17 protein-coding genes and 1 pseudogene are annotated in these 18,709 nt (G+C 58.4%); 9 read left to right on the forward strand and 9 right to left on the reverse strand.

The annotated features are described in order from the left end of the window. Window positions 1-36: 36 nt before the first annotated feature. From IMCC20628_RS25805 to IMCC20628_RS15565, 8 genes and pseudogenes are all read right to left on the reverse strand, one after another. A complete protein-coding gene (locus tag IMCC20628_RS25805; protein ID WP_280949419.1) occupies window positions 37-315 on the reverse strand; it encodes a DDE-type integrase/transposase/recombinase in 279 nt (92 codons plus the stop codon). A 4-nt stretch (window positions 316-319) separates the two neighbouring features. Continuing rightward, window positions 320-1,029: pseudogene (locus IMCC20628_RS25685) on the reverse strand (ThuA domain-containing protein). Further along, window positions 1,026-1,898 carry an NAD(P)-dependent oxidoreductase gene (locus tag IMCC20628_RS15540; protein WP_047030977.1) on the reverse strand — a complete coding sequence of 291 codons (873 nt, stop codon included), beginning with the start codon at window positions 1,896-1,898 and terminating at the stop codon, window positions 1,026-1,028. The pseudogene IMCC20628_RS25685 and the gene IMCC20628_RS15540 overlap by 4 nt, the downstream one beginning before the upstream one ends. Before the next feature lies 1 nt (window position 1,899). Continuing rightward, a complete protein-coding gene (locus IMCC20628_RS15545; RefSeq protein ID WP_047030978.1) occupies window positions 1,900-3,417 on the reverse strand; it encodes a sugar ABC transporter ATP-binding protein in 1,518 nt (505 codons plus the stop codon). Further along, entirely contained in the window at window positions 3,414-4,418 is a 1,005-nt protein-coding gene (locus tag IMCC20628_RS15550) for an ABC transporter permease (protein WP_047030979.1), read from the reverse strand. Before IMCC20628_RS15550 ends, IMCC20628_RS15545 begins: the two co-directional genes overlap by 4 nt. A 10-nt stretch (window positions 4,419-4,428) precedes the next feature. Next, complete coding sequence (locus IMCC20628_RS15555) at window positions 4,429-5,403, reverse strand: ABC transporter permease (RefSeq protein WP_047030980.1); 975 nt, start codon at window positions 5,401-5,403, stop codon at window positions 4,429-4,431. A gap of 30 nt (window positions 5,404-5,433) precedes the next feature. Further along, window positions 5,434-6,246, reverse strand: a complete 813-nt coding sequence (locus IMCC20628_RS15560) for an SDR family oxidoreductase (protein ID WP_047030981.1) — start codon at window positions 6,244-6,246, stop codon at window positions 5,434-5,436. Between the two features lie 67 nt (window positions 6,247-6,313). Then, window positions 6,314-7,273 (reverse strand): sugar ABC transporter substrate-binding protein, encoded by a 960-nt coding sequence (locus IMCC20628_RS15565; protein WP_047030982.1) that lies wholly within the window; start codon window positions 7,271-7,273, stop codon window positions 6,314-6,316. Window positions 7,274-7,575: 302 nt separating this feature from the next. Between IMCC20628_RS15565 and IMCC20628_RS15570 the strand changes: the two genes are divergently transcribed. The 9 genes from IMCC20628_RS15570 to IMCC20628_RS15610 all read left to right on the forward strand — a co-directional run bounded on the left by IMCC20628_RS15570 (window position 7,576) and on the right by IMCC20628_RS15610 (window position 18,042). After that, window positions 7,576-9,315, forward strand: a complete 1,740-nt coding sequence (locus tag IMCC20628_RS15570) for an extracellular solute-binding protein (protein WP_245307794.1) — start codon at window positions 7,576-7,578, stop codon at window positions 9,313-9,315. Between the two features lie 18 nt (window positions 9,316-9,333). Beyond that, window positions 9,334-10,143 carry an SDR family oxidoreductase gene (locus IMCC20628_RS15575; protein WP_047030983.1) on the forward strand — a complete coding sequence of 270 codons (810 nt, stop codon included), beginning with the start codon at window positions 9,334-9,336 and terminating at the stop codon, window positions 10,141-10,143. A gap of 70 nt (window positions 10,144-10,213) precedes the next feature. Continuing rightward, a complete protein-coding gene (locus tag IMCC20628_RS15580; RefSeq protein WP_047030984.1) occupies window positions 10,214-11,518 on the forward strand; it encodes a Xaa-Pro peptidase family protein in 1,305 nt (434 codons plus the stop codon). Window positions 11,519-11,579: 61 nt separating this feature from the next. Then, complete coding sequence (locus IMCC20628_RS15585; RefSeq protein ID WP_047030985.1) at window positions 11,580-12,575, forward strand: thiamine pyrophosphate-dependent dehydrogenase E1 component subunit alpha; 996 nt, start codon at window positions 11,580-11,582, stop codon at window positions 12,573-12,575. Window positions 12,576-12,587: 12 nt separating this feature from the next. Then, on the forward strand, window positions 12,588-13,583 hold the full coding sequence (locus IMCC20628_RS15590; protein ID WP_047030986.1) for an alpha-ketoacid dehydrogenase subunit beta: 996 nt from the start codon (window positions 12,588-12,590) through the stop codon (window positions 13,581-13,583). Continuing rightward, entirely contained in the window at window positions 13,573-14,931 is a 1,359-nt protein-coding gene (locus tag IMCC20628_RS15595) for a biotin/lipoyl-containing protein (protein ID WP_047030987.1), read from the forward strand. Before IMCC20628_RS15590 ends, IMCC20628_RS15595 begins: the two co-directional genes overlap by 11 nt. Window positions 14,932-14,944: 13 nt before the next feature. Further along, a complete protein-coding gene (locus IMCC20628_RS15600) occupies window positions 14,945-16,375 on the forward strand; it encodes an NAD-dependent succinate-semialdehyde dehydrogenase (protein ID WP_047030988.1) in 1,431 nt (476 codons plus the stop codon). A 1-nt stretch (window position 16,376) separates the two neighbouring features. Continuing rightward, window positions 16,377-17,276 carry a 2-oxo acid dehydrogenase subunit E2 gene (locus IMCC20628_RS15605; protein ID WP_052766454.1) on the forward strand — a complete coding sequence of 300 codons (900 nt, stop codon included), beginning with the start codon at window positions 16,377-16,379 and terminating at the stop codon, window positions 17,274-17,276. Window positions 17,277-17,280: 4 nt separating this feature from the next. Further along, entirely contained in the window at window positions 17,281-18,042 is a 762-nt protein-coding gene (locus tag IMCC20628_RS15610) for an SDR family oxidoreductase (RefSeq protein WP_047030989.1), read from the forward strand. A 152-nt stretch (window positions 18,043-18,194) separates the two neighbouring features. Here the strand turns inward: IMCC20628_RS15610 and IMCC20628_RS15615 are convergent, their stop codons facing one another. Continuing rightward, complete coding sequence (locus IMCC20628_RS15615; RefSeq protein ID WP_197078315.1) at window positions 18,195-18,617, reverse strand: MarR family transcriptional regulator; 423 nt, start codon at window positions 18,615-18,617, stop codon at window positions 18,195-18,197. Window positions 18,618-18,709 lie beyond the last annotated feature (92 nt).

Genomic DNA, 18,709 nt, shown 5'->3' on the forward strand with positions numbered 1-18,709 from the left:
GCTGTGTGAACAGCGGCTATTTCTCAGCACAATTGTTCAGCCAGCGGCCGGTTTCCTGCCGGTCGCTGACGCCGAATTCCTTGAGTGCAGCGCCATGGGAGGGAAGCGAACCGTCACCAGTTCCTCGGCGCGGCCGGGCCGCTTCAGAGATTTCTTGAGGACTTTCAACGCAGCCTTGTTGTCGCAGGTCTTCGTCACGAAGCTCTCGAGAGCCTCTCCCTCGTGGTCGACGGCCCGCCAAAGACAGTCGCAGCTTCCTGATTTCTGAAGCGAAAATCGGACCGAACCTGTTTCTCCATAACCGCGCAGTGGCAAAGGATCAGATGGCCCGTCTTGCTGCCCAGACCATACCGCGGCGGATGATTTCCGTCACCTGTGGCACTTTCAGATCATCAAGCGTGTGCCCGATCGAGCAGTAGAACACCCGGCCCTTGTCCCAACGGCGCTTCCAGACGACAGGTATGACTGTCCCCTCGATCCACCACAGGTGATCACCGGAAAAGGTTGTGGTAGCCAGAACCTCGTTGGATGGATCGACCAGCATGTAATATTGCTCTGAATGCAATCTGAAACTCTTGATGTCCTTGACGATCGGATCATCAGGCCTGGTAATGGTGACGTCATAGTCGACGAAATCATCCGACGGCACCGGGTTGTCCGGCCAGCCCGGAGGATGGGCGACGAATTGTCCGCCGATCAGGAAATGATAGCTCGGGTGATCGCGGAAGGCATCGCCCATATGCCCGTGCCAACCGGCAATGCCGCAACCACCGGCAATCAGTTTTTTAGCAGGCCAAGTTCCTCATCCGGGGTGATATTGCCGAACTCGTCCTGATGCGACGACCGGGCGCTTGACCAGATCGGGACGATAAGATCGACATCGGCCATGCCCTCGGGATCGGCAAGCGGCGCCAGCGTAGTGTGGGTTACGACCTCGAAACCTTGCTGTTTCAGAAGGGTTTCGCACCAGTCGCCAAAACTGGTTGGTGCGTGGCCCTCCCAGCCGCCGACAAATAGAGCCGCTTTCATCGTGCCTGTCCTCTCATGAATGCAAGTATGGAGGCCATGTCCCGCTGGCCATAGCCATCGGTCTGCGCCGCCTTCAGCACCTCCAGCGTGGTTTTAGTCTGCGGCATGACAACGCCGAGCTCATCGCCGAGCGCCAGAGCAAGCGTCACATCTTTCTGAGCGAGGTCGACAGTGAACGAGACGTCCTGTTCAGCCTCTTTGAGATAGTGGGCGCGCCTGTAACCAAGCATCGGGGCTGCAGCGGCCGAATTTTCAATGACTTCGAAGGCGTCCCTTTCGGTGACGCCGGCCTTGCCAGCCAATGTCAGAGCCTCGGAAACCGTCTGGTTCAATCCGTGAATAAGCATGTTCACCGCCAGCTTCATCACCGCGCCTGCGCCAGTTGATCCAAGCCAGATTGTCTTGCGGCCGATAGCGTCAAACACATCGGCAAGTGCCGGATAGGCGTTTTCATGACATCCAGCCATGATCAGCAACTGCGCGTCTTCGGCTGCCTGGGTGGCGCCGGAAACCGGAGCGTCAACAAAGACCTTGCCTGCATTGGTGGCGGCGCTTGCAAGCTCGCGGACGAGACCCGGACTCATTGTCCCCATTTCGACCAACAGCCGGGCGCCGGGGCTTTGTATCAACCCCGTTGGTCCGAGATAGACCGCGCTGGCGGCCTCGTCATTGGCGAGCATGGTGACAACGGCTTCGGATCTGGAAGCGAGGTCTGCGAGGCCCGAGGCGGCTTTTGCATCATGCGCCTTCACAAAAGCCTGGACCGGACCTGCGCTGCGATTCCACACGGTGACATCATGTCCGGTGCGAACACAGTTTGCCGCCATGCGGCGCCCCATCCGACCCAAACCTGCGAAGCCCAGTTTCATCTCAGGCTGCCTTTTCACCGTTTGGAACGATACCCGAAATCGCCTGTATGAGATTGTCTTCGGTGACTTCTTCGGAGGTGAACTCACGCATGATTCTGCCGTGATGCATGGCGATGATCCGGTCGGATACATGCAGCACTTCCGGCATTTCCGAAGAGATGACAATCACCGCATAGCCTTGTTTGGCCAGTTCCCGGATCAGGTTGTGAATTTCGGACTTGGACCCAACATCAATGCCGCGTGTCGGCTCATCGACGATCAGCACCTTCGGGTGCATCGACAGCCACTTGCCGATGACGATTTTCTGCTGATTGCCGCCGGACAAGTTGCCCACCATTTGACGCCAGCTTGGTGTCTTGATTTCCAGCTTGTCCCGGTAGAGATCGAAAATGGCGATCTCCGCACCGTCTGATACGAAGGGACCGGCGGTCAAATCGCTGACCTGTGGCAAGGTCATGTTATCCCGGCAATTCATCCCCAGCACCAGACCCTGCTCCTTGCGATTTTCCGGAACCAGCGAAATGCCGTTTTCGATGGCCGCCACCGGCGAGGAGATCCTCACTTCCTTGCCTTCGAGAAAAATTGCGCCGCCGGTTGGCGAGCGCAGCCCGAACAGGGTTTCGGCGATTTCCGTCCGTCCGGCGCCGACCAGACCATAGAACCCGACAACTTCACCCGAATGAACCTTGAAGCTGACGTTCTGAAACAGTGAATCGCAGGAGAGGCCTTTGACCTCGAGCGCGATATCTCCGAAATCCGTATGTTGATGATTTTTCGTAAGATCGAGGCTACGGCCGATCATCAACTGGGTGACCTCGTCCTCGTTCGTGTCGGCCGTGACAAGCGTGCCACGATAGGTGCCGTCGCGCAGGACGCTGATCCGGTCCGAGATTGTAAAGATCTCTTCCATGCGGTGGGAAATATAGACAATCCCGACACCGCGGGCTTTCAGGTCGCGGATGATGTCGAACAGGACGATCTTTTCCGCGTCGGTCAGCGACGCTGTCGGCTCATCAAAAACAACGGCCTTGGCGTCCACCGTCAAGGCGCGGGCAATCTCCACCATCTGCTTGTTGGCAATCGACAGGTCACCAACTGTAACCTCGGGGCCAAACCCGCAGTTCAAACGTTCAAGAATGGCACCGGCCTTGGCAAAAAGCGTCTTCTTGTCGACCAGGCCGAAGCGTTTGCGCGGCAGTTCACCAAGGTAGATATTCTCGGCCACCGACATTTCTTCAGCCAGGCTGAGTTCCTGATGGATGAGCACAATCCCCTTGGCTTTTGCCTCAAGCGGGGTTCGCATGGTGGCCTGCTGGCCTTCGATGAAGATCCGCCCTTCATCGGGCTGATGCATGCCGGCAAGAACCTTCATCAGGGTCGATTTACCTGCGCCATTCTCGCCCAGGAGAGCATGAACTTCCCCCGGCAGCACTTCGAAACTGACACCATCCAGCGCGCGTACGCCCGGAAATGTCTTGACGATGCCCTCAAGACGGAGGGATGGCGTTTGCGTGTTCATGTCCTGAGCTCCCCTTTGCCCTTGATATTCAGCTGACGGTCGAGAAACAGCACCGCAATTAGGATCAGGCCGATGACCAGGTTTACGGTCTCGGTGTCAGCGCCGATGTGGCCAAGGCCCTTGCGCAGCAACTGGATGGCGATCACGCCACCGAAAGTGTTGATAACGGAACCGCTGCCGCCGGTGAGTTTGGTGCCGCCAAGCACCACTGCGGTGATGGCCCAGAGCTCGTAGAGTTCTCCATCATTGGGGTTGACCGAACCGCTGGCCGAATAAAAGACGACACTGGAAAGCGCGGTCAGAAAGCCGATCAGAATGAAATTCCACAGCATGTGCGGCCCGACCCTTATGCCGGCATTGACGGCAGCATCCCGATTGTCACCGACTGCGTAGGCATTGCGGCCATGGACGGTCTTGGCCATCAGGAACCAGACCAGGAAGGTCAGGGCGATAAAGACAATTGCCGGAAACTCCAGGCCGAAAAAGCTGGATTCGGTCATGTCGACGAGAGTCCAGTTGAGCAGGAACGTCGGCTGTTCGCCATTGTACATGAACACCAGCCCCCGATAGCCAAGCATGGCCCCAAGGGTCACGATGAAGGCATCGACACCGGTTTTCCAGACGATCAGGCCGTTGATCGCTCCAAGCGCCATCCCGGTGAGCAACGCCATGCCCCATGCGACGGGAATGACGCCCAATTCACCCAGGCCAGCAAATACTGGCCAGGTCTGCGAATCCAGCATGACGATGGCGCTGAGAGCGAAGATCGCACCGACCGACAGATCGATATTTCCGTTGATCATGATCACCGTCATGCCCAGGGCGATAATGCCGATGGGTGCGGATTGCTTGAGCAGCAGCAGCATGTTGTCGAGATCCATGAACTGGGTCTCGGACAGCGACAGGAATTGGCCTGCCACCGAGAAGAAGATGAGTTCAAGAACGATAAAGCCCCAGATGGCGCCACGCTTGATCAGCTTGGTACGGTTTGAATTGTTCATATCCGCCCCCTCAAGCGATCGGTGACAACAGCCGGCCACGCTTTGCAGCGATGTCCAGCCATACGGCAAGAATTATGATGAGCCAGGTGATGACGTACTGGACATAGAACTCGAGCCCGACGAGCAGCAGACCATTTTGAATGAATCCCAGGATCATCACTCCGATCAGGGTCTTGAACACGGTTCCCGAGCCGCCCAGAAGAGACGCGCCGCCCAGGATGATCGCGGCAAGAACTTCCAGCTCCAGCCCCTGCCCGACGGTATTCTGGCTGCCCATCGACCGGCTGGCCTGAAGCAGCCCGGCTGTCGCCACGCAAAACGACGAAATCAAATAGGTCATCAACACGACACGCGGCCGGCGGATGCCGGAAAAAGTCGCCGCCACCCCATTGCCGCCAACCGCATAGACCTTGCGGCCGAACGGTGTCTTGGCAAGCAATACGGAGAGCAGACACGCCAAAACCACCAGTATGATGATCGGAACCGGTACGCCCAGAAACGACCCCTGACCGATGACGGAAAACCAGGTGCCCTCCTTGTCGGCGATATCCATGTTCTTGCCGCCGCTATAGGTCAGCGTCAGACCATGGATTGCCGACAACATGCCAAGCGTCACAATCAGTGAATTGAGTTTGAAATACCCGACGAGCAGACCTATGACGCCACCAAGCGCCATGGTCATGGCGAACATCGCGGGGATGGCCAGTTCCGGGCCGATCTTGTCATGCAGATCGAGCACAACGATCGTCGAAAACGACATCATTGAACCGACCGACAGATCAAGGTTTCCGCTGATCACGACAAAGGTCACGCCAAGTGCCATAACGCCCAGAATTGCCGAAGATCTGACTACGCCGAGCACGTTGTCGACCGTGAGAAAGCGGTCATTGAGCAATGCAAAGCCGATCATGAAAATCACGAATGCGACCAGAATACCCTGGCGCGCCAATAGCTTGCCGATTGTGTTCAGCCGTTCGTCCGCCATATTGTCTCCTCCCAACGTCTGATCCGTTTCTCAGACCAACGTCATGCCTCCGTCAATCATGACGATCTGGCCCGTCATGTAATCGCTTTCCTTCGACGCCAGAAATGTTGTGGTGCCGGTAATGTCTTCCGGCGTCGCAACACGGCCGCGCAGGATGTCGGCCGAAAACTCCTCAATCGCCTGACCTTCCCGCTCCGAAGCGCCGATTTCCATCAGATCCTTGTCCAGTTGCCGCCACATCTCCGTTGCAACCACGCCGGGGCCAAACCCGGTCACAGTAATATTGTGCTTTGCAAGGTCGCGAGCCCCCGATTGCGTCAGCGACACAACCGCCCACTTGGATGCACAGTAAGGTGCAACATTGTCGAACCCTTGGCGACTGGCGATCGAAGCGGTGTTGATGATCTTGCCGCCGCCGCCCTGGGCAATCATCTGTCTGGCGGCTTCCTGCATGCCGATGAGAACACCCAAGCCATTAACATCCATGATCGTGCGCCAATTGTCGTCGGTCACATCAAGGAAATTCATCGGCTTGTTGATGCCGGCATTGTTGAACTTGACATCGAGCTTGCCGAATTCATCCACTGTCTTGGTTATCATTGCGCGCACCTGATCGCGCCTGGTCACATCCACTTCAGCCCAGGTGACTTTTCCGCCGCACCGGGCGGCGCGTTCGTGATTGGCCTTACTGACGTCTTCGGCCATCTCGCCATTGATGTCGGCGAAACAGACATCACCGCCTTCATCCAGCAACGCTTCGCCGATTGCGCGGCCTATCCCCTGCGCGGCACCTGTCACAAGACATGACCGACCGCTCAGGCGTCCATTGGAAACACCAGGCATGCTTGCCCCCCGAATATGCATGTAGGTTGGCACAGGGCCGCCAAGCCCTGTGCCTTTCGGAAGGTTCTCAGAAAACCGGCTTGGTGTAGTCCGTCATGTTGTCCTGAGTGATCTTCGGCGTATCGAAGTAGTTGAGAAACGGAACTTCCGTGCCGTTCAACACATCGATCGCTGTTTTCAGCGCCGCCTTGGCGTCATCGACTGGTGACTGGTAGATCGAGCCCCAGTATTCGCCGCGTTCCATGGCTTCATAGCCCACAGCAAAATTGGTGGCACCGACAAAGATGATGCTTTCGCGTCCAGCTGCTTTCGCTGCGTTCAATGCGCCGACGCCCATATTGTCATCGCCGGAATAGACGCCGTCGATGTCATCATATTTGACCAGAAAGGCTTCCATGACCTTCTGGGACTTTTCACGGTTCCAATCGCCAGGCTGGGTCTCAACGAGGGTCACATCCGGGCACACTTCAGGAAGCCGGTCTTCAAAGCCCTTGGCGCGCTCGATTGCGGTGGTGTAGCCCGGCTGTCCGGAAATCTGGAGAACCTTTGCCTCCTTGTCGATGCCCATTTCCTTAAACTTGTCACACATGATTTCGGCAGAGCGGGAGCCCTGAGTGATGTTGTCCGGACCCGAAAAGGACTTGACGAACTGGTGGCCTTCTTCGGCAATGTTGGAATTGGTCACGATTACCGGAATACCTGCCTGCTGTGCCTTGCGCACAGCCGGGATAACTGCCTTGCCGTTGGTTGGCCAGATGATGATCGCATCAACCTTCTGCTGAATCAGATCTTCCATTTGTGCGATCTGGCGGGCGACGTCGCCACCAGCGTCAAGCACTACGGCTTCAACTTCAGCATTGGCGTCTGCCGCCTCGATGAACGCCTTCTCATAGGTGGTCTGATAGCTGTCCACGCCGACATTGTTCTGCGTGATGCCGATTGTCATTTTGTCAGCGGCTGCAGCCGAGCCGGCTATCGATAAAGCAGCGACGGTTGTGGTGGCAGCCAAAAAGGTGCGTAGTTTCATGGTTTTCCTCCCGGGCGCTAAAGCCCTCGTGTGTTCTCCTCATAGCCCCGGCCACTCCAAACCAAGGCTGTCACCCGTCAACTCAGGTGATCTCGACAACAATGACGAAGCGCAGCCTATGAGAGAGTCCATAATATATCCATTTTGAGAATTTTTATGTTCATATTGGATTTCTTGAGACTGTCGAAAGTCTCTCAGTTTGAACATTTTGTATGGAGGTCAACATGACAAGCCCGAAAAGACCGCGTTCGAAAGACCGTGAAGACCATCTTCACGGAGGCAGAGAGGCAGGGGTTTATCACATGGGAGGTTCAAGCGCGCAAACCTTGGCGTCATCGCCACGGGTAAAAGCCGAAATTCTTCAGGCAATTACATTCCTGAATGATTTTGACGACGAACTGGAAGTTGTCGTCGATGTTTATGCGCCGAATCCATATTTTCGCATGTCCCTTCACCTGATCCGCAGCCACCTTGAAGCAAAAACGGTCACGCCGACATCCTTGATCGGGGCTGCCGGCGTTCCCTATGCCACTGCGGCGCGCCGCGTCAAAGAGATGATTGAGGCGGGACTTATCGAGCAGCGCCCACGGACGCGGACCGGCAAGACCTTTTCCATTCATCCCAGTGACAAGCTTCTCGAATCCTGGATGCAAATGACCGGCCGGCTGAAGCGCCTCGCCCAGAAGAGTTTCGACTTCAGCGAAAAGCGAACTGATACAAGCGACTACTATTTCGGCAGCTCCTACATGGCGGCCCGGTCGATCCCGCCACTTCAGGTGCTCCCGGAGCCGCTCAAGCTGCCCGGCGGCGTGCGGGTTCTGGTTCATGGCGATCCCACATTCATGGTCATGGATGCGCTCAAGCGGCAGTTTGAGCAAACCCTTGGCGCACAAATCCATCAGCGGGCATTTTCGATCGACCGACTGCACGAGGAAGTCCTGCGCAACGCCGACCGCAAATCCAGCCGCTATGACATCATCGCCGTGGATCTGCCCTGGATCGGCGAACTCGTGGAAAAGGGCATACTCATGCCTTTGGATGATGCGCTGGATCTGCAGCGCCTTGATCCCGCCGACTTCCATACCGCTGGCTGGAAGGCGACGCATTGGAGCGGACGGCCCTACGGCGTGCCTGCCCAGACGACCCCGGAACTTCTGTTCTACCGCAAAGACCTGTTTGCCAAAGCTGGCCTTGAGCCACCGACCACGACCAGCGAGCTTCTCAATGCCGCCAAACAACTTCACGACCCCGGCCAGGGCCGCTACGGCATTGCATGGAACGCCGCCCGCGGCACAGCACTGGGCCACACCTTCCTGATGACGCTTGCCGATTTCGGGCAACCGATTTTCGATTTGCCCACCGTTGCCGGAGGCTTTGACACCGATCATCTGGACACCGAGCCCTATCGCCCCATAATTGATACGGATGCAGGCCTGGCCGCAGCCGAATACCTGATGGCACTGCTCGACTACTCACCTCCTTATATCCTGTCGATGTCCTGGTACGAACGGGTCCGTCCCTATGCCGCAGGTCAGATTGCCATGGCCTATGGCTACACCCTGCTCGCACCCTATTTCGAACTTGATCCGTCATCCCCGGCCTGCGGGCAAACCGGCTATGTTCCGCATCCATTTGGACCGGGAGCATCCCCGATTGCCCCCGTTGGCGGTTACGCCATGGCAATACCCGCAAATATTGCGCCTGAACGGCTCTCCGGCGCTGCCGAAGCCCTGATCATGTTCACCTCGCCCGAGGCCCAGAAACTCTACATCCAGAACGGCAGCCGGACCAATCCGCGCTACTCGGTCAGCGCTGATCCCGAGGTCCGGCGCTCGTCACCGATTTTCGAAGCGGTCGACGGCATGTCATGGCGTGACGAGCTGCAGTTCTGGCCACGCCCGCCAGTCCCAGAAATCAGCGAGATCATCCGCATTTGCGGGGAAGAACTGCACGACATGCTGCGCGGGCTCGTCAGTCCCAAACAGGCATTACGCAAGGCGCAAGCACGCGCCGACGCAATCATCAAAGAAAACAGCGACTAGTTCAACGAGGAGGAAACCATGGACCCCAATCGACTCAAGGGAAAAAACATCATGATCACCGGCGCGGCTCAAGGAATGGGCGCGGCCAATGCGGAGTATTTTGCGGCACAAGGCGCAAATGTCTGTCTCGGTGACATCAATGTCGACGGGGTCAATGAAGTGGCCAGGCGCATCAACGAGGCCGGAAACGGCAAGGCTGTCGCGCTGAAACTGGATGTAACCAGCCGGGAGGACAATGCGGCAGCCGTAGCCAAGACCGTTGACGCCTTCGGGACCATCAACGTCGCGCTGATGAACGCAGGCATCAACAAGCCACGCATGTTCATGGATATCGACGAAGACAACTGGGATGCGATCATGAACATCAACGCCAAGGGCATGCTTTTCGGCATGCAGGAGGCGGCCCGGCAGATGACGGCGCAGGGACCGATGGAAGATCATCCCTACAAGATCATCAATGTCGGCTCGATCGTGTCCCGCACCGCGTTCCTCGATGTGATCCCCTATTCCTGTTCCAAATACTGCGCCCTTGCAATGATCATCGGCGGTGCCAAGGCATTGTGGGAGCACAAGATCACAGTCAACGGCTACGCTCCCGGTGTCGTGCGCACGGAACTCTGGGAGCAACTCGACAAGGATCTGGTGAAAATCGGCATGTTCGAGGAAGAGGGCCAATCAATGGACCATCTCGCCAAGACGATGATCACCATGAAGAAATACTCCTACCCGGACGATGTCAAAGGCACCGCTGCCTTCCTCGTCTCTGACGAGAGCGATTACATGACCGGCCAGCTGATCATGATCGATGGCGGCATGATCATGCAGTGACTAGCTTTACTCATCTGCTCCCCAACCGTTCACCCGATATGTGCGCCGAACCGGCGCCAAGGAGGCTATCATGGCTAACACAACAGCCCTCAATCCCCGTATCCTGCAGCCGGGCGATATCGACCCGAACTGGCGCTGGGACAAGCATCTTCCCGCCCTCGGCCACACCGCAGTGGATTTCGAGCGCCGTGTTGACCATGACCGTCTGCGCCGCTACCGGCTCAGCCGCGCCAAGGACGCGCTGAAGAAGTCGGAATGCGGCGCGCTGCTGATGTTCGACGTCAACAACATCCGCTACGTCTCGGGTACCAAGATCGGTGAATGGGAGCGGGACAAGATGTGCCGTTTCTGCCTGCTTGCAGGCGACGAGGAACCCTATGTCTGGGACTTCGGTTCTGCCGCCGTACACCACAAGGATTACTGCGATTGGCTCGACCCAGATCGCATGCTCGCCGGCGTCGTCGGCATGCGCGGCACCATCCCGCCGTCCTTCGGGCTGATGAAGCGCTATGCCGAGGAGATTTACGGCCTGCTCAAGCGTGCTGGCGTCGCCGACATGCCGGTCGGCGTCGATTATGCCGAGACTGCGATGTTCTTTGCCCTGCAAGCAGCCGGGATCAACGTGGTCGACGGCCAGCAGGTCATGCTTTCGGCGCGCGAGATCAAGAATGTCGACGAAATCCACCTGCTCAACCAGGCAGCCGCCATGGTCGACGGCGTCTATCACATGATCTGGGAAGAGTTGAAGCCGGGCATCCGCGAAAACGACATCGTGGCGATGTCCAACAAGATGCTCTACGAAATGGGTTCCGACGATGTCGAGGCGATCAACGCCATTTCCGGCGAGCGTTGCAATCCACATCCGCACAATTTCACCGACCGTCTGTTCCGGCCGGGCGATCAGGCCTTTTTCGACATCCTGCAAAGCTATCAGGGCTACCGCACCTGCTATTATCGCACCTTCAACATCGGCCGCGCGACACCGTCGCAGAACGACGCCTATATCAGGGCGCGGGAATGGCTCGATGCGGCGATAGCGCTGATCCGACCCGGAGTCACCACCGACAAGATTGCCGCCGTCTGGCCCACCGCGGAGAGCCTCGGCTTTCCGAATGAACTCGCCGCCTTCGGCCTGCAGTTCGGCCACGGTCTCGGCCTTGCGCTGCATGAACGGCCGATCATCAGCCGCGCCGTCAGCTTCGAAAATCCGATGGAAATCCAGACCGGCATGGTGTTCGCGCTGGAGACCTACTGCCCCGCTTCGGACGGCTATTCCGCCGCGCGTATCGAGGAAGAAGTGGTGGTCACCGACACCGGCTGCCGCGTCATCAGCCTGTTCCCGGCGGAAGAACTGCCGATCGCCAACCGCTACTGATTAAGATCGCCCGGCCCTCTCGACCGGCCGGGCGGTCTCCTGCATCAACGGAGCCAGATTTATGAGCGCTGCCAAAAAAGCCGACTCCAACCGTGATGACTATCTCAGAATGTACCAACAGATGGTGCGTATCCGGGCATTCGAAGACAATGCCAATCAGCTCTATCTGTCGGCCAAGATGCCCGGTTTGACCCATATGTATTCAGGTCAGGAAGCGGTCGCTGTCGGCATATGCGAAGCTCTGACCGTCAGTGACAAAATCACCTCCACCCATCGCGGCCACGGTCATTGCGTCGCCAAGGGAGCCAATTTCAAGGAAATGTTCTGCGAATTACTGGGCAAGGAAGAGGGCTATTGCCGCGGCAAGGGCGGTTCGATGCATATCGCTGATCAGGCCAATGGCAACCTTGGAGCCAACGCCATTGTTGGAGGTTCGATGGGTATTGCCACCGGCGCGGCGCTTTCAGCCAAGCGTCTTGGCAAGACCGACGTCGCGGTGTGCTTCTTTGGCGACGGAGCGACCGCACAGGGTCTGTTGTATGAAGTCATGAACATGGCGGCACTGTGGAAACTACCGATCATTTATGCCTGCGAAAACAACGGCTACAGCGAATACACCCGTACCGATGAGATCGCCGCCGGTTCTATCACCGCGCGCGCCGAAGCCTTCGGAATCGAAAGCCACACGGTGGACGGACAGGATGTGCTCGCGGTCAACAAACTGGCGACAGAGCTGGTGGCGCGTGCCCGCAAGGGCGAAGGCCCGTTCTTTGTCGAGCTAATGACCTACCGCTACCACGGCCACCATGTCGGCGACATCAATCGCGAATATTACCGCGCGAAGGATGAAGAGGCTGAGTGGAAGACCAACCGCGATCCGATCACCAATTTCGGCAAATGGCTAAAAGACCAGAAAATTGTCACGGCGGACGAACTGGTCGGCATCGATAACGAGATCAAGGCCCAGGCGGAAGCAGCCGTCGCTTACGCGGAAAAAGCGCCCTACCCCTCCGTCAACGAAGTGGACATGCATGTGTTCGCTTCCAACGCCGCCTAGCAGGAGCCAATCATGCGCGAGATCACACTCTCAAAGGCCGTCAACGAGGCCATTGCCGAAGAAATGCGGCGTGATCCATCGATCTTCGTCATTGGCGAGGATGTCGCCGAAGCTGGCACGCCGTTCAAGGTTTTGTCCGGGCTTGTCGAGGAATTCGGTACCGAGCGGATCATTGATACGCCGATCGCCGAACCGGGCTTCATGGGGATCGCCGTGGGTGCTGCGATGACCGGCAGCCGCCCGATTGTCGATCTAATGTTCGGTGATTTCCTCTATCTGGTGATGGACCAACTCTGCAACCAGGCGGCCAAGACCCACTATATGTCCGGCGGCAAACTGAGTGTGCCGCTGGTGCTGCGCACCAATCTCGGCGCGACGCGCCGCTCCGCTGCCCAGCACTCGCAATCACTGCACGCGCTGGTGGCCCACATTCCCGGCCTCAAGGTGGCCATGCCCTCATCAGCCTATGAGGCAAAGGGCCTGATGAAGACGGCAATCCGGGACAACAATCCGGTGGTCATCTTCGAGGACAAGCTGATGTATCAGGACAAGGCGCCGGTGCCGGAAGAGGAATACCTTATCCCCTTCGGCGTCGCCAATGTGCTGCGCGAAGGCTCCGACATCACCTTGGTAGCGACGTCCTCGATGGTGCAGGTGGCGTTGAAGGCCGCCGAGATTCTCGCCGCCGAGGGAATGTCGGCCGAAGTGATCGATCCGCGCACCATCGTGCCGCTGGACGAAGACACGATCGTGAAATCCGTGCGCAAGACTTCGCGCGCCATCGTCATCGACGAGGGCCATCAGAGCTATGGCATCACCGGCGAGATCGCCAGCCGCATCTCCGACAAGGCCTTCTACCATCTCGATGCACCGGTTCAGCGCATGGGCGCAATGGACGTGCCGGTGCCATTCTCGCCAGCACTGGAAGACATCACCGTACCAACGCCCGAGACAGTCGCTGAACGGGCGCGGCTGACGATCCGCGGGGACTTGTTTCATGCCGCATGAAATCATCATGCCTGCTCTGGGGATGGCGCAGGATACCGGCAAGATCGTTTCCTGGCTGAAACAATCCGGCGATCCGGTGAGGATTGGCGACGCCATCATGGAGGTCGAGACCGACAAGACGACCATGGAAGTGGAAGCCCAGGCCGACGGGTTCCTGACCGACATCATGGCTGGGGCGGGCGAAGACGTGCCGGTGGGACAAGCCGTCGCCAGGATTTCCGACAACGCCACAGGCAGCGGTGCGCCGCCTCCAGTTTCGAACCCTCGCCAGGACGAAAATACCGCCTCAGGCGACAATCTGCCCGAGGGTCAATCCATCATCATGCCCGCACTGGGCATGACACAGGACACCGGCTTGATCGTTGCCTGGCACAAGTCTGCCGGCGATCCGGTTTCAGCCGGTGATATCCTTCTGGAAGTGGAAACCGACAAGTCGGTGATGGAGGTCGAAGCCGGCCATGATGGTTATGTCGCAGCAATTCTGGCTGAGACCCGGGAAGTTGTGCCGGTTGGCGACATTATCGCCGTCATTTCCGCGCAACCACCAGCCAACCCGTTCTCCCGCAGTTTTGCATCCAGGCAACCTAAAGGGGTGAATGCAAACTCCGAAGCCCCTGTTACCCCCTCTATAAAAGCAGCCCCGAAACCCGCCACGCAAGCGGCTCCACCAGCAGCGACCAAAGCTGCAAAAGTTGTTCCGAGCGCACGCGTTCTGGCTTCACCCAAAGCACGGCGCCTCGCGCGTGAACAAGGTCTTGATCTCTCCCGCCTTGCCGAGCAGGGTATTGCGCAGCCCTATCATGTCGCCGATCTCGAGACCTTGCGTGCTCTTCCACCCGCCGCGCAGGCCGGTGTCAGCAGCGCCTCCAACGCCACTCCGTTGCATGTCTCGGCACGTGTGCCCGCCAGCGGCTGCGATGATTTCATCCGGTGGCTTGCCGATGACGGCAATATCAAGCTGGAACCGGCCCAGCTCTGGTTGCGCTTCGCTGCAGCCGCCTTGCGCCATGCCAAGCAGCATGGATCCGACCGGCTGGTACTCGGCATCGACAGGCCAAACGCGGACACAACGCGATATGCCGATCCCGACACAACGCGTCCGACGCAGCCAGAGACCATCGACGCCGAAACGGTGGCCGATCTGATCCTGCGCGACCTCACCGGCACGCTGCTGATCTCGGTCAGATTGACCGCCGGCGCAGCACCAGTTCTCACCATGGGTCGCGACGACGCTTCCTATGTACTCGGGCTGGACTTCCTGGAGGCTCAATTGTCCGAAACCGAAGCGATCCAGTTCCTCACCGACTTCGCAGAGCGTCTGCAAGAGCCGCTTCGCCACATACTCTGACCGGGAGACCCCGATGCAACACAACCAGCTTTACATCAATGGCGAATGGCGCGATGGCGCGTCCGGAGAGTGCTTTGATGTCATCAATCCGGCTACGGAACAGGTGCTCGCATCCGTTGCATCCGCCGAGATCGAAGATGCCGACAGAGCGCTTGACGCAGCCCAGGCCGCTTATTCCGACTGGGCTGCGCGCAAGCCGCGCGAGCGCTCGGAAGTCCTGCGCAAGGCGTGGGAGCTGATGACGGCACGGCTTGAGGATTTCGCCCGGCTGATCACGCTCGAAAACGGCAAGGCCCACGCCGACGCGTTGGGCGAAGCCACCTATGCGGCTGAATTCTTCAGATGGTTTGCCGAAGAGGCGGTGCGCGCCGATGGTATGATTACCCGTGCTCCCTCTTCCGGTGCGCGGATCATTGTCCAGCACAAGCCGGCAGGTATCGCGGTTCTGGTAACGCCCTGGAACTACCCGGCTGCCATGGGCACGCGCAAGATTGCACCGGCTCTCGCCGCTGGTTGCCCGATCATCATCAAGCCCGCGTCCGAGACGCCGCTGACCATGCTTGCGCTGATGCCGCTGCTGGAAGAAGCGGGCGTTCCCAAGGGGCTCGTCAATGTTCTGCCGTCCAGGAAATCCGGCAAGCTGGTCGATCACATGCTGCACGATCCGCGCGTACGTGTGATCTCGTTTACCGGCTCGACGGAAGTCGGACGCAAGCTTCTGCACTCGGCGGCGGATCAGGTGCTCAAGCCGGCCATGGAACTTGGCGGAAATGCACCGCTGATCGTGTTTGAGGATGCGGACATCGACAGGGCGGTTGAGGGCGCGATGCTGGCAAAGATGCGCAACCTTGGTGAAGCCTGCACTGCGGCGAACCGTTTTTATATCCATGAGAAAGTGGCGGCCGCCTTCACCACCAAGTTCACACAGGCCATGGCTGCGCTCAAACTCGGCAACGGCCTCGAGAAGGGCGTTGATGTCGGACCTCTGGTCAATGCCGCCACCCGCGACAAGGTTGTTGCTTTTGTCGACGATGCGGTGGCCAAGGGAGCAAAGGTCGAGCTTGGCGGCACGCGCCCGAACGGCATCGGGTTTTTCTATCCGCCCACGGTTTTATCCAACGTTCCGGAAACTGCAGACTGTGTTGATGACGAGATATTCGGTCCGGTCGCAGCGCTTCAGACCTTTTCGGATGAGGAAGATGTCATCCGACGGGCCAACAACACCGAATACGGTCTGGTCGCCTATGTATTCTCCGAGGACATGAAGCGTGCCATGCGCGTCTGCGAACGGCTCGAATACGGCATGGTCGGTCTCAATCGCGGTCTCGTCTCCGATCCCGCCGCTCCCTTTGGTGGAGTCAAGCAATCCGGCCTCGGCCGCGAAGGCGGCCACGAGGGCATGATGGAATTCATGGAAACCCAGTACATCTCGGCTGAGTGGTAAGATGAGCACACAAAGCTACATCGCAAGCCCGTCCGTGGTTGCCCATGCAGGACGCAACGGTGTTGACCTCTCCGATGTCGCGCGCAAATCCGGCCGTCTGAACTTGGCCAGGGAAGACGTCGACAGTCACCTGAATGGCAAGACGCCCACCGCATCAGCCATGCCGACGCTAAACACATACTGGGATGTTGATCACGCAGCATTCGGTCCGGTCAGCCATGAACCATTGTCGCGCATGGCCCGGGTGGCGAGTGCGAATCTCGCTGCCGCCAATGCCATGATCCCGCAGGTCACTCATCATGACCGGGCCGACATGCGCAGGCTGGCAGCCTTTCGCGCCTCACAGAAAACGGAAGCGGAGCGGCGTGGGCTGCGGCTTACCGCGCTTGCCTTCCACGTCAAGGCGCTGGCAATCTGCCTTCAGGAGTTTGAGCGCTTCAATGCCTCCCTTTCTCCCGACGGCGAGACCCTCGTTTTAAAGCACTATGTCCACATCGGCATTGCCGTCGACACGCCGCACGGCTTGATGGTTCCGGTCATCCGCTACACTGACAAAAAAGGCCTGTGGCAAATCGCGGCCGACATCACCGATCTGGCCGCGCGGGCCCAGATGCGCAAAATCCGGCCTGACGAGATGGGCGGCGCCTCGATGTCGATCTCGAACCTTGGTGGCATCGGTGGAACAGCCTTCACTCCGATCGTCAACCCGCCCGAACTTGCAATTCTGGGCATCACCCAAACAGAAACCGTTCCGGTCTGGGAAAATGAATGCTGGACGCCTGTACCGATGACACCGCTGGATCTGTCCTATGATCACCGCGTGATCAATGGCGCTGACGCTGCCCGCTTCATGGCGCGTTACGTGCGTCTTCTGGCCGATCCGCGGAGAATGGTGATTTGATCCAATGAGCCTCACAATAGACCTTTCCGGCCAGACCGCTCTCGTGACCGGGTGCAAACGCGGCATCGGCCTGGCGATCTGCAAGACCTTGGCAGCTGCAGGTGCGGACATCATCGGTGTCAGCGCATCGCTTGAATCCCATGGCAGTGAGGCTGAGAAAGCCGTGCGGTCGGCTGGACGGATATTCACGGCCCGCCAGTGCGATTTCTCGGACCGTGACGCCACCCTCGCTTTTGCCGGCGAGATGGAAAGGCGAGGCGACATTTCCATTCTGATCAACAATGCAGGCACGATCCGCCGCGCCCCGGCGGCGGAACACCCGCTTGAGGATTGGGATCATGTTCAGGCCGTCAATTCCGATGCGCCCTTCATCCTGACCCAGGCGCTGGGGCGCTCCATGCTCACCCGGGGGGCGGGCAAGATTGTTTTTGTTGCTTCAGTATTGAGCTTTCAAGGCGGGATCAATGTGCCCGGCTATGCGGCCAGCAAGGGAGCAATTGTTCAACTGGTGCGCGCGTTTTCCAATGAATGGGCATCCAGGGGCATCAATGTAAACGGCATCGCACCTGGCTATATCGCCACCGACAACACCGCCGCTCTGCAGGCGGATGCTGACCGCACCCGCTCTCTCATGGAGCGCATTCCGGTCGGGCGCTGGGGAACCCCTGAGGAGATTGCCGAGCCGATCGCATTTCTGTGCAGCGACCTTGCCCGGTTTGTTCATGGCGCAATCCTGCCGGCAGACGGTGGCTGGATGTCGAGATAGGTGGAACGCGTTATTATTCCTAGATCACAAGATCATTTGAAGCTGGAATTTTCCGATAATGCCTCCCTGACCGGGCGGATGGAAAACGTCCAGCCGGGTGGTCCAAAGTCACGGTGCAGGCCACAATGCAGAGGCTTTCCGCCTGGCAATTGTCATTTCCCAGTTTCATCGTCTTGCACAAGAACTGAAGCCTGGCGTTTTTCTGTTTTCGCCACATCAGCATCGCGGCGCAGGGCAATCGTGGCGTTCACGGCGGCCTGATAGTTGCGGTCGGCGAAATCGAGTAGCAGATCGAGATCCGAATCCAGGTATCTAGCAAGTTCGTCCATCCAGGGTCGATACGCCCGGCGATTGATGGCTCTGATCTCTTCGATACGCTCAGCGACCGGCTCGAGAAACAGACGACGGCGGTCATTGGGGTCGCGTGTCCGCTTGATGTATCCGGCACGCTCGATGCGGTCGACGACGCCAGTGATCGCGCCACTGGTCAGGCCTGTCACGTCTGCCAGTCGCCCGGGGGTGACGTTCTCGCCAAGCGTGATGATGAAGAGACATTCGAGATCGGTTTGATGCATGCCGAGCTTGCTGGCCAAAACACCACTGTAGAGAGTGCGTTGAGCGCTGGCGGCTCGGATTTTCCGTTCCAGCTCTTCGATCCGAGCTGTTC

Origin of the sequence: Hoeflea sp. IMCC20628 (assembly GCF_001011155.1) — a bacterium.
Classification (GTDB): domain Bacteria; phylum Pseudomonadota; class Alphaproteobacteria; order Rhizobiales; family Rhizobiaceae; genus Hoeflea.

Coding starts and splice junctions, on each gene's coding strand:
- IMCC20628_RS15580 (WP_047030984.1), top strand. CDS start 10,214: ATGGCTAACACAACAGCCCTCAATCCCCGTATCCTGCAGCCGGGCGAT.
- IMCC20628_RS15585 (WP_047030985.1), top strand. CDS start 11,580: ATGAGCGCTGCCAAAAAAGCCGACTCCAACCGTGATGACTATCTCAGA.
- IMCC20628_RS15560 (WP_047030981.1), bottom strand. CDS start 6,246: ATGCCTGGTGTTTCCAATGGACGCCTGAGCGGTCGGTCATGTCTTGTG.
- IMCC20628_RS15610 (WP_047030989.1), top strand. CDS start 17,281: ATGAGCCTCACAATAGACCTTTCCGGCCAGACCGCTCTCGTGACCGGG.
- IMCC20628_RS15600 (WP_047030988.1), top strand. CDS start 14,945: ATGCAACACAACCAGCTTTACATCAATGGCGAATGGCGCGATGGCGCG.
- IMCC20628_RS15605 (WP_052766454.1), top strand. CDS start 16,377: ATGAGCACACAAAGCTACATCGCAAGCCCGTCCGTGGTTGCCCATGCA.
- IMCC20628_RS15615 (WP_197078315.1), bottom strand. CDS start 18,617: ATGCATCAAACCGATCTCGAATGTCTCTTCATCATCACGCTTGGCGAG.
- IMCC20628_RS15595 (WP_047030987.1), top strand. CDS start 13,573: ATGCCGCATGAAATCATCATGCCTGCTCTGGGGATGGCGCAGGATACC.
- IMCC20628_RS15565 (WP_047030982.1), bottom strand. CDS start 7,273: ATGAAACTACGCACCTTTTTGGCTGCCACCACAACCGTCGCTGCTTTA.
- IMCC20628_RS15555 (WP_047030980.1), bottom strand. CDS start 5,403: ATGGCGGACGAACGGCTGAACACAATCGGCAAGCTATTGGCGCGCCAG.
- IMCC20628_RS15540 (WP_047030977.1), bottom strand. CDS start 1,898: ATGAAACTGGGCTTCGCAGGTTTGGGTCGGATGGGGCGCCGCATGGCG.
- IMCC20628_RS15590 (WP_047030986.1), top strand. CDS start 12,588: ATGCGCGAGATCACACTCTCAAAGGCCGTCAACGAGGCCATTGCCGAA.
- IMCC20628_RS15545 (WP_047030978.1), bottom strand. CDS start 3,417: ATGAACACGCAAACGCCATCCCTCCGTCTTGAGGGCATCGTCAAGACA.
- IMCC20628_RS15550 (WP_047030979.1), bottom strand. CDS start 4,418: ATGAACAATTCAAACCGTACCAAGCTGATCAAGCGTGGCGCCATCTGG.
- IMCC20628_RS15570 (WP_245307794.1), top strand. CDS start 7,576: ATGGGAGGTTCAAGCGCGCAAACCTTGGCGTCATCGCCACGGGTAAAA.
- IMCC20628_RS15575 (WP_047030983.1), top strand. CDS start 9,334: ATGGACCCCAATCGACTCAAGGGAAAAAACATCATGATCACCGGCGCG.